13 protein-coding genes are annotated in these 11,919 nt (G+C 67.2%); 4 read left to right on the top strand and 9 right to left on the bottom strand.

What is annotated here, in order from left to right; genetic code table 11:
* From araA to araB, 3 genes are all read right to left on the bottom strand, one after another.
* The coding region (gene araA / locus P2Q66_RS21825) for an L-arabinose isomerase (RefSeq protein WP_275731500.1) at window positions 1-1,510 on the bottom strand (1,510 nt) is incomplete at its 3' end.
* 65 nt (window positions 1,511-1,575) lie between these two features.
* Window positions 1,576-2,271: an L-ribulose-5-phosphate 4-epimerase gene (locus tag P2Q66_RS21820; protein ID WP_275731498.1), complete on the bottom strand. Its 696-nt coding sequence runs from the start codon at window positions 2,269-2,271 to the stop codon at window positions 1,576-1,578.
* A complete protein-coding gene (gene araB, locus P2Q66_RS21815; protein WP_275731495.1) occupies window positions 2,268-4,010 on the bottom strand; it encodes a ribulokinase in 1,743 nt (580 codons plus the stop codon). The genes P2Q66_RS21820 and araB overlap by 4 nt, the downstream gene beginning before the upstream one ends.
* Before the next feature lie 183 nt (window positions 4,011-4,193).
* On the opposite strand from araB, the gene P2Q66_RS21810 reads away from it, so the two are divergent.
* Complete coding sequence (locus tag P2Q66_RS21810) at window positions 4,194-4,679, top strand: hypothetical protein (RefSeq protein ID WP_275731492.1); 486 nt, start codon at window positions 4,194-4,196, stop codon at window positions 4,677-4,679.
* Window positions 4,680-4,724: 45 nt separating this feature from the next.
* On the opposite strand, the gene P2Q66_RS21805 is transcribed toward P2Q66_RS21810, so the two are convergent.
* From P2Q66_RS21805 to P2Q66_RS21785, 5 genes are all read right to left on the bottom strand, one after another.
* Window positions 4,725-5,612: an anti-sigma factor gene (locus tag P2Q66_RS21805; protein WP_275731491.1), complete on the bottom strand. Its 888-nt coding sequence runs from the start codon at window positions 5,610-5,612 to the stop codon at window positions 4,725-4,727.
* Window positions 5,599-6,177, bottom strand: coding sequence for a sigma-70 family RNA polymerase sigma factor (locus tag P2Q66_RS21800; RefSeq protein WP_079597006.1), 579 nt, complete (start codon window positions 6,175-6,177; stop codon window positions 5,599-5,601). The genes P2Q66_RS21805 and P2Q66_RS21800 overlap by 14 nt, the downstream gene beginning before the upstream one ends.
* Window positions 6,178-6,227: 50 nt before the next feature.
* Window positions 6,228-6,971: a class F sortase gene (locus P2Q66_RS21795; protein WP_275731489.1), complete on the bottom strand. Its 744-nt coding sequence runs from the start codon at window positions 6,969-6,971 to the stop codon at window positions 6,228-6,230.
* 130 nt (window positions 6,972-7,101) lie between these two features.
* Complete coding sequence (locus tag P2Q66_RS21790; RefSeq protein WP_275731487.1) at window positions 7,102-7,938, bottom strand: DUF4397 domain-containing protein; 837 nt, start codon at window positions 7,936-7,938, stop codon at window positions 7,102-7,104.
* Between the two features lie 133 nt (window positions 7,939-8,071).
* On the bottom strand, window positions 8,072-9,094 hold the full coding sequence (locus P2Q66_RS21785; protein WP_275731485.1) for a LacI family DNA-binding transcriptional regulator: 1,023 nt from the start codon (window positions 9,092-9,094) through the stop codon (window positions 8,072-8,074).
* Window positions 9,095-9,227: 133 nt separating this feature from the next.
* On the opposite strand from P2Q66_RS21785, the gene P2Q66_RS21780 reads away from it, so the two are divergent.
* The 3 genes from P2Q66_RS21780 (at window position 9,228) to P2Q66_RS21770 (ending at window position 11,712) form a co-directional block, all read left to right on the top strand.
* The gene (locus P2Q66_RS21780) at window positions 9,228-9,833 is read left to right on the top strand and encodes a M23 family metallopeptidase (RefSeq protein WP_275731483.1); all 606 of its coding nucleotides are present in this window, start codon (window positions 9,228-9,230) and stop codon (window positions 9,831-9,833) included.
* Window positions 9,834-9,968: 135 nt separating this feature from the next.
* Entirely contained in the window at window positions 9,969-10,679 is a 711-nt protein-coding gene (locus P2Q66_RS21775) for a DUF4397 domain-containing protein (protein WP_275731480.1), read from the top strand.
* A 157-nt stretch (window positions 10,680-10,836) separates the two neighbouring features.
* Window positions 10,837-11,712, top strand: coding sequence for an SMP-30/gluconolactonase/LRE family protein (locus P2Q66_RS21770; RefSeq protein WP_275731478.1), 876 nt, complete (start codon window positions 10,837-10,839; stop codon window positions 11,710-11,712).
* 17 nt (window positions 11,713-11,729) lie between these two features.
* Here the strand turns inward: P2Q66_RS21770 and P2Q66_RS21765 are convergent.
* A partial coding sequence (locus tag P2Q66_RS21765) for a hypothetical protein (protein ID WP_275731476.1) occupies window positions 11,730-11,919 on the bottom strand: 190 nt, incomplete at its 5' end.

Below are 11,919 nucleotides of genomic sequence, written 5' to 3'. Positions count from 1 at the left end.
CGGCCAGCTTGTAGTACGCGGCGTTCCAGTTCAGGTCCTTCTTGAACTGGCGGATGGTGGTGCCTTCGTCGATGGTGAGCAGTTCCGTCCTGGCGATCTCCGCGAAGTCCTCGAAGACGTCCATGCCCACCTGGGTGGACAGGACGGTGTGGTGCGCGGCGCCGGCGGTGAGCCAGGCGGCGGCGGAGGTGGCGAAGTCCGGTTTGGGCTGCCAGAGGGCGCGTGCCACGGGCAGGTTGGGCAGCGGCTGGTCCAGCGGCACCACGTCGACGGCGTTGGCCACCAGGCGGAAGCGGTCCCGCATGTCGGACAGGGCGACGACGACGCCCGGGGAGGCATCGGCGTCGAACACCAGGCGGACCGGGTCCTCCTTGCCGCCGATGCCCAGCGGGTGGATTTCAAGCCGGGGCTTCGCTGCGGTCAGCGACGGGCAGACCTCCAGCATGTGCGCACCCAGGATCTTTTCCGCGCCGGGTTCCAGGTGGTAGGTGTAGTCCTCCATCAGGGAGGCACCACCGGGCAGGTCACCGCCCATGACCTTCGCGGCGCGGACCAGGATGGCGGTCTTCCAGTCACCCTCGGCGCCGAACCCGTAACCGGCAGCCATCAGCCGCTGGACAGCCAGGCCGGGAAGCTGGCGGAGCGCTCCGAGGTCCTCGAAAGAGGTGGTGAAAGCGGCGGAGCCGTTCCCTTCCAGGAAGCTCCGCAGTCCCAGTTCGATCCGGGCACCGCAACGGAGGGACTCGTGGCGGGCTGCGCCTGCGCGGAGCTCCGGAACCACGTCGTAAAGGTCCTCGTACTCTGCCACCAGCGCGTCGACGTCGGACTCGGCAGCGCCGTGCACGGCGTCGGCGAGCTCATTGACTGACCACGTGTTGACCGCGACGCCGAAGCGCAGCTCGGCCTCGGTCTTGTCGCCTTCGGTGACGGCGACGTTGCGCATGTTGTCGCCGAAGCGGGTCAGCTTCAGGGTGCGAACGGCGGCCCAGCCGGCGGCCGCGCGCTGCCAGGAGCCCACCTGGCGTGCCACCTCGGGGTTGGACACATGCCCGACGACGGTCTTCCGGGCGATGCCCAGGCGGGACTGGATGTACCCGAACTCGCGGTCACCGTGCGCCGCCTGGTTGAGGTTCATGAAGTCGAAGTCGATGTCCGCCCACGGCAGGTCGCGGTTGGCCTGGGTGTGCAGGTGCAGGAGCGGCTTGCGGAGCAGGTCCAGGCCCTGGATCCACATCTTGGCGGGGCTGAAGGTGTGCATCCAGGCGGTCACGCCGATGACGGAATCATCCGAGTTGGCCTCGAGGGCGGTGCGGCGGATGGCGTCCGAGTCGGTCAGGACCGGCTTCCAGACGATCCGGACCGGAACGGCGGAGCTGGCGTTGAGCTGGTTGGCGATTTCCTGCGACTGGGCTGCCACCTGCTTGAGGACGTCCTCGCCGTAGAGGTGCTGGCTGCCGGTGAGGAACCAGACCTCGTAACCGTCGAGGGAGGTGTTTGCTGCAGTGCTCATGGGTTCTCCTGGAAAAGTTTCGTGACAACGGCGGGCGCTGTTACCGGGTTGTTGGTGACCGGCTGTTACTGGCCGTAGACGTTCTGGTAGCGGGCGTAGAGCGAGTCGATGTGGCCCTGGTCGATGGGCACGGGCTCACCCAGTTGCCGCGAGATGTGGACGGTACGGGCCACTTCCTCGCACATCACCGCCGCCTTCACCGCCGATGCGGCGTCCTTGCCGATGGTGAACGGACCGTGGTTCTGCATCAGCACCGCCGGCGAGTTCGAGTTCTTTAGCGTCTCCACGATGCCGTGGCCGATCGAATCGTCGCCGATCAGCGCGAACGGCCCCACGGGGATGGACCCGCCGAACTCGTCGCTCATCATGGTGAGCACGCACGGGATGGCCTCCCCGCGGGCGGCCCAGGCCGTGGCGTAGGTGGAATGCGTATGCACCACCCCGCCCACCTCGGGCATGTGCCGGTACACGAAGGCATGCGCGGCCGTGTCCGACGACGGCGACAGCGCCGGATTGCCCCACTCGCCGTCGTCGTTGCCCGCCACCGGAACGCCGTAGAGGTCGGTGACCACCATCTGCTCCGGCGTCAGGGCGTCATAGGACACGCCTGACGGCTTGATGACCATCAGGTCATGGCCCGGTACCCGGGCGGAGACGTTGCCCGCTGTCCACACCACCAGTTCGTAGCGGGTCAGCTCGGCGTGCAGGGCGCAGACCTCTTCCCGGATCCGTGCAATGGTCCCAAGGATTTCCGGGCTCATGCGGACACCTCCTCGGCGACCTGGGATGTGGGTGCCGGGGAACCCGGGAGCGGGCCCGCCGCCCTGCGCTGGATGGCCTTGAGCCGGTGCATCACGTCGTTGCTTCCCCGGCCGAAGTAGTCATGCAGGGTCTTGTACTCCTGGAAGAGTTCGTCGTACGCTGCCACGTTTTCCGGGATGGGGGTGTACACCTCGCCCGGCTCCGCTCCCATGGCGGCGGCGGCCGCCCGGATGTCCGCGTACTTCCCGGCGGCGACGGCGGCGTGGATGGCGGACCCGAGCGCCGGGCCCTGCTCTGAGCCGATGGTGGACAGCTGCAGCCCGGTGGCGTCCGCGTAGATCTGCATCAGGAGCTTGTTCTTGAGCAGCCCGCCGGCAACGATGAACTCCTTCACCGGAACGCCGGAGTTACGGAAAGCGTCCACGATGGTGCGGGTACCGAAGGCGGTGGCTTCGAGCAGGGCGCGGTAGGTATCCTCGGGCTTGGTGGCGAGGGTCTGGCCCACCACAATGCCGGAGAGCTCGTGGTCCACCAGGACTGACCTGTTGCCGGAGTGCCAGTCCAGGGCGATCAGGCCGTGCTCGCCGATGGCTTGGGATGAGGCGAGTTCGGTGAGGTATTCGTGGATTCCCAGGCCCGCGGCCTCGGCGGCCTGGTGGTACGCGGGCGGAACTCCGTACTTGGTGAACCAGCCGAAGATATCGCCGACGCCGGACTGGCCGGCCTCGTAGCCCCAGAGGCCCTCCACGATGCCGCCGTCCACCACGCCACACATGCCCGGGACTTCGTGGAGTTCGGTGCCGTTCATGACGTGGCAGGTGGAGGTGCCCATGATCGCCACCAGCTGGCCGGGGTCCACCGCCCTTGCTGCGGGGGCAGTGACGTGTGCATCCACGTTGCCTACTGCAACGGCGATGCCTTCCGGCAACCCCGTCCACGCGGCCGCTTCGGCCGTGAGGTATCCGGCGGCGTCGCCCAGCCGGCCGATGGTGTGCTCGAGCTTGCTGCTGACGAAGTCCTTGAACTGCGGGTTCAGGGCGGCCAGAAAGTCCTCCGACGGGTAGCGCCCGTCCTGGTAGATCCCCTTGTAGCCGGCCGTACAGGCGTTGCGGACATACCGGCCGCAGAGCTGCCACACGATCCAGTCGGCCGCTTCCACCCAGTGGTCCATCTCGGCGTACGCTTCGGGATCCTCCTCCAGCAGCTGCAGGCCCTTGGCGAACTCCCATTCAGAGGAAATCAGCCCACCGTACCGGGGCAGCCACTCCTCCCCGCGCTCGGCGGCCAGCTGGTTGATCCGGTCTGCCTGCGGCTGCGCCGCATGGTGGCGCCAGAGCTTGACATAGGCGTGCGGCCGGTCCGCAAAGCCGGGCAGTTCGTTCAGCGGGGTACCGTCGGCCTTCACCGGCACCATGGTGCAGGCGGTAAAGTCCGTGGCAATTCCGACGACGGCGGCCGGGTCGATCCCCGCGTCCGCGACGGCGGCGGGAACGGCATTCCGCAGGACATCCCGGTAGTCGTTCGGCACCTGCAGCGCCCATTCGCCGGGAAGCCGGACGCCTGCCCCGCCCCCTGCCGCATCCCGGGGCAGGGCATCGGTAACCACTGCATGCGGGTAGTCGAATACGCCGCTGCCGAGCTCCTTGCCGTCCCGCACCCGCACTACGACGGCGCGGCCGGAAAGGGTCCCGTAGTCCACGCCGATGACAAAGACGTCCGAGCCGTCCACTGCGTTCATAAGAATGTTCCTCCAATAGCTGCCGCAACATCGCGGCCTGGCCTTAATTGTGAGCGCTAACAAGAACCAAGTCAATAGCTCGACAGCCATCTGCCGCAGTTTCCCTGCAGCCCATGGATGCGTGGGCTGCAGAATGGGTAAGGACAGGAGGCAGGGACAGACCTCAACGGACAGGGGAACCACATGCACAACCCCCGGCACCCGGTGCCCACGGGGAGCGGCGCCCCGGTCTGGCTGGCAGGTCCCCTTGCAACCGGACTTGGCTGGGCCGCGCACGTGGCGTCGGGCGGCCAGTCCCCGGCGGTCCTGATCGTCCTGGCCCTGGCTGCGCTGCTCGGGATGGCCGCGTCCATGGTCGGGCCCCGGCAGCTCCCGGCCTGGGCAATCCTACTGGCGGCCGGACTCGCGCAGCAGCTCCTGCACCTGGCCTTCGCCGCCTTCTCGATCTCTTCCGGCGTCCCGCTGCCGGGGCACGGGCATGACGCGGGAGCTCCGCCGGCCGAACCAGGATCCCAGGAAGCTGCGGCCCCGCATTCGCTGCACCTCATGCTGTACGCGCACACGGCCGCCGCGTTGGTAACCATGGCCGTCGTCACGCAGTGGAGCAAGCTGGGGACGTTGAGCCTGCTCTTGCAGGAACGGCGGAAGGACCGCGCCGGGAAGGACTGAAAATCCCGGGCGGCAGGGCCCGTTCAGGAGGCGGCAGGGGCCCCGTCAGGAAGAGAGCGTTCCCCTGACGATGCTGACGCTCGAGTGCGCGGGGTTGCCGTCAACGGGTTCGTCCGAGACGTCCACGATGGGATAGTCGGCGAGCTCCAGTCCCTCGGGCACCTGGAACGTCCCCGAGTCCGCATTCATCACGCCCAGGCTCACCAGCCGCGAAAGATCGGGAGCGATCAGCCACACTTCCTGGTAGCCCTGCGCCTCGTCCTTGTCGAGGGTGACTTCCAGGGTTCGTGCCCCGCCCGCCGTTTCAACCACCCGCGCCGATCCCGTGGCTGAGTACTCCGCAAGCGGCGTCAGCTGGGCTTCCGCGAGCGGCTGTGGCTGCAGCGGGCGGTTGAACGCCCAGATCCCGCCCACGGCCACCAGGACCGCTGCCGCGGCGGCGGCCATCCAGGTGCCGGTGCGCTGCCACCATGCGGGATTCTTTCGGGGGTAGATGCGGGCGTGAGCGTCCGACGGCGGGACGCGGCCCTGCTGCCCAGCGTCCCGCACTGCACGTCGCGGGTCGGCATCCTGTGGGCCGGCACCTTGATCCGCATCCCGAGGGGTGGCGGACTGCACACCGCCGGCATCCGGCCGTTCCGCATGGGGCAGGGCGGCGTGCCGTTCGGTGTCACGCCGGGCGGCACTCAGCGGATCCTCCTGAACCGACGGTGACAGGCCAAGTTCGCGGTGAATGCCGGCCCATACCTGCGGACCGGGGACGGACAGGCTGCTGGTGTCCGGCGCCGTTTTCACGGCGTCCACGGTGCGGCGCAGCGCCGCATAGTCCGAGGCGCAGGAAGGGCAGACCCTCAGGTGCTCCCTGCTGGCCTCGTCCTCCCAGTCGCCATACAGGGCAAGGAGGCTCAACTCTTCCGGATCAAGGTGCGGCATGGTCAACCTCCAATCTTTTCCTTAGGTGCGTCAGGCTGCGGCGGATGTGGCTCTTGACCGTACCAAGGGGCAGGTCCAGTTTCCGCGAAATCTGCTCGTGCGTCAGGTCTTCGTAAAAGGCGAGTTTCATGATGGAGCCCTGGGGTTCGCCCAACCTGTCCAGTTCCCCGTCCAGCAGCAGCCGGTCCGCCAGCGCCTCGGCGGCCTCGGTTCCCGGACCTGCTTCATCGGCCATCCCGGCACCCACTGCCGCCACGGCCTTGCGCGCTTCCCGTGCGGACGCGGAGTGCATGTCCGAGATGACGTTCCGGGTGATGCCCACGATCCAGGCCGGGAGCCGTGCCACCTGCGGATTGAACGTGCCCCGGGAGCGCCAGACCCGGATGAAGACTTCCTGGGTTACGTCGTCGGCAGCCGCACGGTCCGCCAGCGAGCGCAGGGCCAGGGTGTGGACCAGCGGCGCAAATTCACGGTAGGCGGTAGCCAGTGCCTGCTCATCCCCCGCAAGGAAGGAATCGGTCAGCCCGTCTTCCCATCCACGGGAAGGCTGCCCAGGAAGTGTCACGAGGGACTCCTTCCCGGCATCGGTGGCGAGAATCACGGCTGGCTCACCGCTCATTCAAGGACCGCGGTGACAATCACATTGTCGCTGTAGTCCATCCGCTCGTCCAGCCACCTGCCGCCGCAGGTCACCACTTTCAGTTCGTGCGGCCCGGACCTGCGGAACAGTGCCTCGCCGTCAAAGCTGTCCTTGGCCATCAATTCGACCTTGACCACCCGGTAGTTCAGGGCGGGAGCACCATCACGCCCCACGCGGATGGTTGTTCCTGCGGCCAGCGATTTCAGCTGCGAAAACGGTGCATTGTCCGACTTTGTGTCGATGTGGCCTGCGATCACGGCAGTGCCGGCTGTTGCTCCGGGAGCAGGGCCAAACCGGTACCAGGCGGCCTGGTCGAACGCGTCCGGGATCTCCATCGCACCTTCGTCCGACACTCCCCCGGGTACCACGGGGAAGTCGATCGACGTTCCGGCGACGGTCAGGGTCGTTGGGGCCGGCTCTTGTGGCGCCGCGGCCGGTGGGGTGGCGGGCCGGACCGGGACGACCGGCGCCGCCGCTTCCGGCGCTGCCGCGGTAGCGGTGGTGGCGGGAGGCGCAGGCGGGGAGGTTGTTCGGTCCACCGTGGCAGCCGGAGTGGGGGTGGCCGCGGGGCTGGAAGCTGCGGCCGGAGGTTGCGGCGGGGTGGGACCGGCCGGGGCACAGGCGGGAAGAAGCAGCGCGGCCGCCACGAGGAAGGCAGCACCCGCAAAATCGAAAGAACGACGGCGGGACTCCCCTGCCGTCGCCGTACCTCTGTTCATCTCGCTGGCCTTTCCCGCATCACCGGAGGATTGCTGGTATTTCGATGGATGATGGCCGGCCGCCCGGATTGCCCCGGGCAGCCGGCCTACTCCTGCAGTTCGTAAAAACTGCTGTTACTGCTTTTTCTTGTTACCGCTGCTTGCGCAGTCCGCCCAGTGCCCGGGCTGCACCCATGCCGCCGAACAGGAGGGCGATCGCGATGGCGCCGAAGCCGAGGGCGATGGCGGCGGGTTCTACCGCTGCCGTCTTGGCGGAGCCGTCAAGGGCGCCCGGTACTGAACCCGGAGCGGAGTGCAGGCCTTCGATGGTCTGGACCGCAAGCTGCAGGTTCTTGTCCGTCAGGCTGCCCCACGCGTAGACGATGGTGTGCGTACCTTCGGCAACGGTGACATCGGCCGGGCCGATCACCGGGGCGGTGGTGCCGGCGGCGGCAACTGCTGCCGGGATGGTTCCGGGATCCAGCGTGAGGGTCTGCTCGCTGGGGTTGGCCAGGTTGCTGATGACGGCGGTGCCACCGGCCAGGACATCAACGGCGGGGGCAGCCGCGGTATGGCGGACGGTCAGCTTGCCCTTGCCAGCTTCGATCTGCGACACGTTATTGGTGAAGAGGTTGGCGGTGGGCTTTCCTGCGGCGTCCAGGTTGGCGACGGCGGTGTAGTTTCCGTTGGCGGCCAGGGTTACGCTGACGGGCCCGATGACGGCGGCGGAAGCGTCGGCGGCATCCGAGGCCGTGATGGCCAGGTCATAGGCTCCGGCCGGCAGGGCGAGCGGTCCGGCCAGGGTGCCCGGGGTGAAGTCGTCCAGGGTGCGTTCGCCGTTGACCCAGACGTCCACGGTCAGTCCGGGGACGCCATGCAGCACGGAGAGCTGGGCGTCTCCTTCGGCTGCCTGGGCGGGGCCGGCGAGAGCGATTGCAGCCGCAATTGCCGCTGCACCGGCACCTGCTGTGAAGATCGTGTTGCGCATGTCCTTCTCCTTGATCGGCCCGGCTGGCGGGCGTTTTTTGCTTACACCTCTACTACTGGCGCAGGCCCGGAGTTGGATGCAGATTCATGGAAAATTCTTTGCGCGGATTTTTGCGGTGTGCCGCTGCGGTCCCTTATCCGGCGGCGGCCGGCGGCGCGGTGCTGGCCCGGAGGACCAGTTCCGGGGTGACAACGGTGGAGCTGACGGCTGCCCCGGCTTCGATCTCCTTCAGCATGATGTCCATGCAGCGCCGGCCGAGCTCCTCGAAGTCCTGGCGGACGGTGGTGAGGGGCGGGGTGAAGTACCCCGATTCCGGCTGGTCATCGAAGCCCACGACGGAGACGTCGTCGGGCACCCGGACGCCCGCTTCGGCAAACGCCCGCAGCAGGCCCAGTGCCATCTGGTCGTTGCCCACGAAAACCGCCGTGGCGTTGCGTTTAGCCGCGAGCGTGCGGCCGATGTCGTAGCCACTGCCGGCGCTCCAGTCGCCTTCCGCCAGGTGGCCGTCAGGGAGCCCGGCCTCCCGGAGGGCCTCCCGCCACCCTTCGGCCCGCTCGCCGGCGTCCGTCCAGTCCGGCGGCCCGGAGACGTGGCCGATCTGCCGGTGCCCCAGGCCGATGAGATGTTCGACGGCGAGCTTGGCGCCGTGGCGCTGGTCCACCATTGCCCCGCTGACGTTGCTGTTGCCGAGGGACCCCACTGCGACCACGGGAATTGAAAGCTCCATTTCGTCAAGGGCCAACAGGGTGTCCGAGTGCGGCACCAGCACCACGATCCCGTCCACGGCCTGGTCCATGAAGTGGCTGACGGCGTCCGAAATTGCGTCGCGGCTGACCTCGCGCAGCGCGGCGATGCTGACAAAGTAGCCGCCGTCGCGGGCGGCCTGCTCCACGCCCAGGAGCGTGTTGGCCGGGCCGTACTGGGCCAGCTCGCTGGCCAGCACGCCGATGGTCTGCGAGCGCCGGGTTACAAGGCTGCGGGCAGCGGTGTTCCGCCGGTACCCCAGCTCCGCAATGGCCGCCTCCACTTTTTCGCGGGTGGCCTTGCTGACGTTGGGATGGTTGTTGACCACCCTGGAGACCGTCTGATGGGACACGCCGGCAACGTCCGCCACGTCTTCCAGACGCGGCATCCTGCCCTTGCTGCTTTTTGCCATGTGCCTATTGTGGGCGGGGAGGACGCCCACGGCACAACCGGGGGGCCGTCCCGGGCTTGTTCGCGGATCCGGGCCTTGAAAGTTCTGACCCGCGAACAAGCCCGGGAGCACCGGGCGGGCCTAGGCTCGGGGCATGACGGTGAACCTCTCCTATCCGTTCAGGGGCCGGTGGCTGGTGCAGAACTCCCCCGCGAACCGGGTGCCCAGCCACGGCACGCACCTGTTCGGCACGGGGTATTCGATAGATTTCACACCGGTCGACGGCAGCGGACGCTCTGCGCCGTTCAGCCTGCTGTCGGCCTTCCGGCCCGAGCGGCCGGAGAAGTTCATCGGGTTCGGGCGGCCTGTGATCGCTCCGGTGGCAGGGACGGTGAGGACGGTCCATGACGGCGAAACGGATCACGGGAGCTTCCGTGGCTTTCCGTCGATCGGCTACGCAGCCACCCAGGCCGGCAGGGTGCGCAGAGGCTGGGTTGGCCTGGCGGGCAATCACGTGGTCCTCGAAAGCAACGGGGTGTTCATCGCCCTGTGCCACCTCAAGCGCGGGAGCATCTGCGTACAACCGGGCCAGGCGGTTGTACCCGGCGATCCGGTGGGGACCTGTGGCAACTCCGGCAACAGCACCGAGCCGCACCTTCACCTGCAGGCGATGGACTCCCCCGACCCGGCAGTGGCTGCCCCGGTTCCCATCGTGTTCCCGGACGGGCTGCCGACGAACGGCACAGTCATGCTGGCGTAGGAACAGCGGGGTGACGTAACCAGCCCCGCGTTTAAGAAGATTCATGAATTTGCATCCACAGAGGACAGTCCGCCGGTAGTAGAGGTGTCAGCACAAACACAGCCCGTCCCCGGGCATCCCTCTGAGGAGTTTGAAATGCGCAAAACACCCATCGCCGCCGGAGCGCTGTCGCTCGCAGCCGCACTGACCTTCGCGGCTCCAGCCCAGGCCGGAGGCTGGCACCACCACGGTGAGGACCCAGCCAAGCTCTCGGTCCTGCACGCTGTACCCGACTTAACCGTGGACGTGTGGGTCAACGGCAAACTGACCCTGGACGACTTCACACCCGAAAGCCTGGCCGGTCCCCTGGAACTTGCAGCCGGCGACTACAAAATCGCCATCACCGGCTCCGACGCCCCCAACGCCGACAATCCGGTGATCGGACCCGTTACCGTTGAACTCGACAACGGCGGAAATTACACAGCGGTGGCCCACCTCGACGCCGGCGGTGCCCCAACAGCCACACTCTTCACCAACGACACCAAGGCTCCCCGCAACGACAATAAAGGCAAGCTGACGGTCAGGCACGTAGCCGCAGCCCCCGCCGTCGACGTCCTGGCCGGTGGAACCGCAGTGATCGAAGGGCTCAGCAATCCTGACGAGGCGACCCTGAAGCTGAAGGCCGGCACCATCTCAGCCTCCGTTGCCGCCGCCGGAACAACCGCCCCCGTGATCGGGCCGGTCGACGTCACCGTCGAGGGCGGCAAAAACACGATCATTTATGCCTGGGGCAGCCTGGCTGACGGCACCTTGGCCGCCGCAGTACAGGTTGTTGACTCCGGGAAGAAGTGGCGCGGCGGCCACTGACATCCACTTGTAACGGCGTTCGCAGCAAACGACGGCGCCACCACATCGCATGTGCAGCAGGGTCACCTTACGGGTGGCCCCGCTGTCTTGTCTTGGCCAAACCAGATAGGCAGGATAAGGGCTGTGAAGGGTGCGCACTGGATACAGAAGGGCAAGGATGGGTGCTGAACTGACCGTTGGCGGGTTGGAGTGCGTGTTCACGGGCTCGGTATGGGCTGAGGGTCCCGTATGGGTGCCGTCGTCGCAGACGGTCCGCTGGAGCGATATTCCGAATGACCGCATCCTTGAGTTCAGCCCCGCCACAGGAATGACCCGTGAATACGGCCAGGGGGTGGAATTCACCAATGGCCGGACCCTCGACGCCGACGGAACTGTTGTTCAGTGCAGCCACGGGCGCCGCCGGGTTGAGCGTGACCGCGGGGGAGCTGTGACAGGGCTGGTTGATTCCTTCCAGGGGTGCCGGCTGAACTCGCCCAACGACGTCGTGATTGCCCGCGACTCCAGTGTCTGGTTCACTGACCCGCCATACGGGATCCTGCCGGGCACCAAGGAAGGGCACGAGGGAGAGCAGGAGTACGGCGGCTGCTACGTTTTCCGGTTCGAGCCCGTTTCGGGGACCCTCACTGCTGTGATCACGGAGCTCGTGTATCCGAACGGGCTGGCCTTCTCACCGGACGAGTCGGTCCTTTACGTTACGGACACCGCCGGGCCGGCTCGTGGCGTCCCGTTGCGAATCGTCGCCTACGATGTGCTCGATGGCTTCTGCCACCGCAACGGAACCTCTCTCGAGCTTGAAGAAGGCCAGGCTGCCGATGGGCTGAGGGTGGACGTCCACGGCAGGATCTGGACTTCTGCCGGGGAGGCAGTGCGCGTCTACTCCCCGTCCTTCGATCTCCTGGAAACCTTTCCAATACCCGAAAGAGTATCGAACGTTTGCTTCGGGGGACCGGACGGCCAGGACCTCTACATCACCGCGACCACCAGCCTGTATCGGATCCGGACCACCACCCGGGATGCTGCCGCCCACTCCTGAGTCGGCGCGGGCCAGAGTCAAGAAGCCAGAGGCGGCGCCTTGTTTCCGCCCAGGCGCTGGGAACCACCCGGTAGCGTACATGCGTCACCAGGCGGGTCGCTTACTTCCGTCGGTTCAGGCGTGAGGTTTTCGATGCCGTCCAGCAGCCCCTCGCCGTGCCCGGAAAACCACAGCAGGCCAGAGGCTAATGCCTCTGGCCTGCTTAAA

The sequence above is a fragment of the Arthrobacter sp. Cr_A7 genome, from assembly GCF_029222765.1.
Classification (GTDB): Bacteria; Actinomycetota; Actinomycetes; order Actinomycetales; family Micrococcaceae; genus Arthrobacter.
The sequence above is the reverse complement of the archived record's forward strand: the minus strand, read 5'-3'. Positions and strand labels throughout refer to the sequence as shown.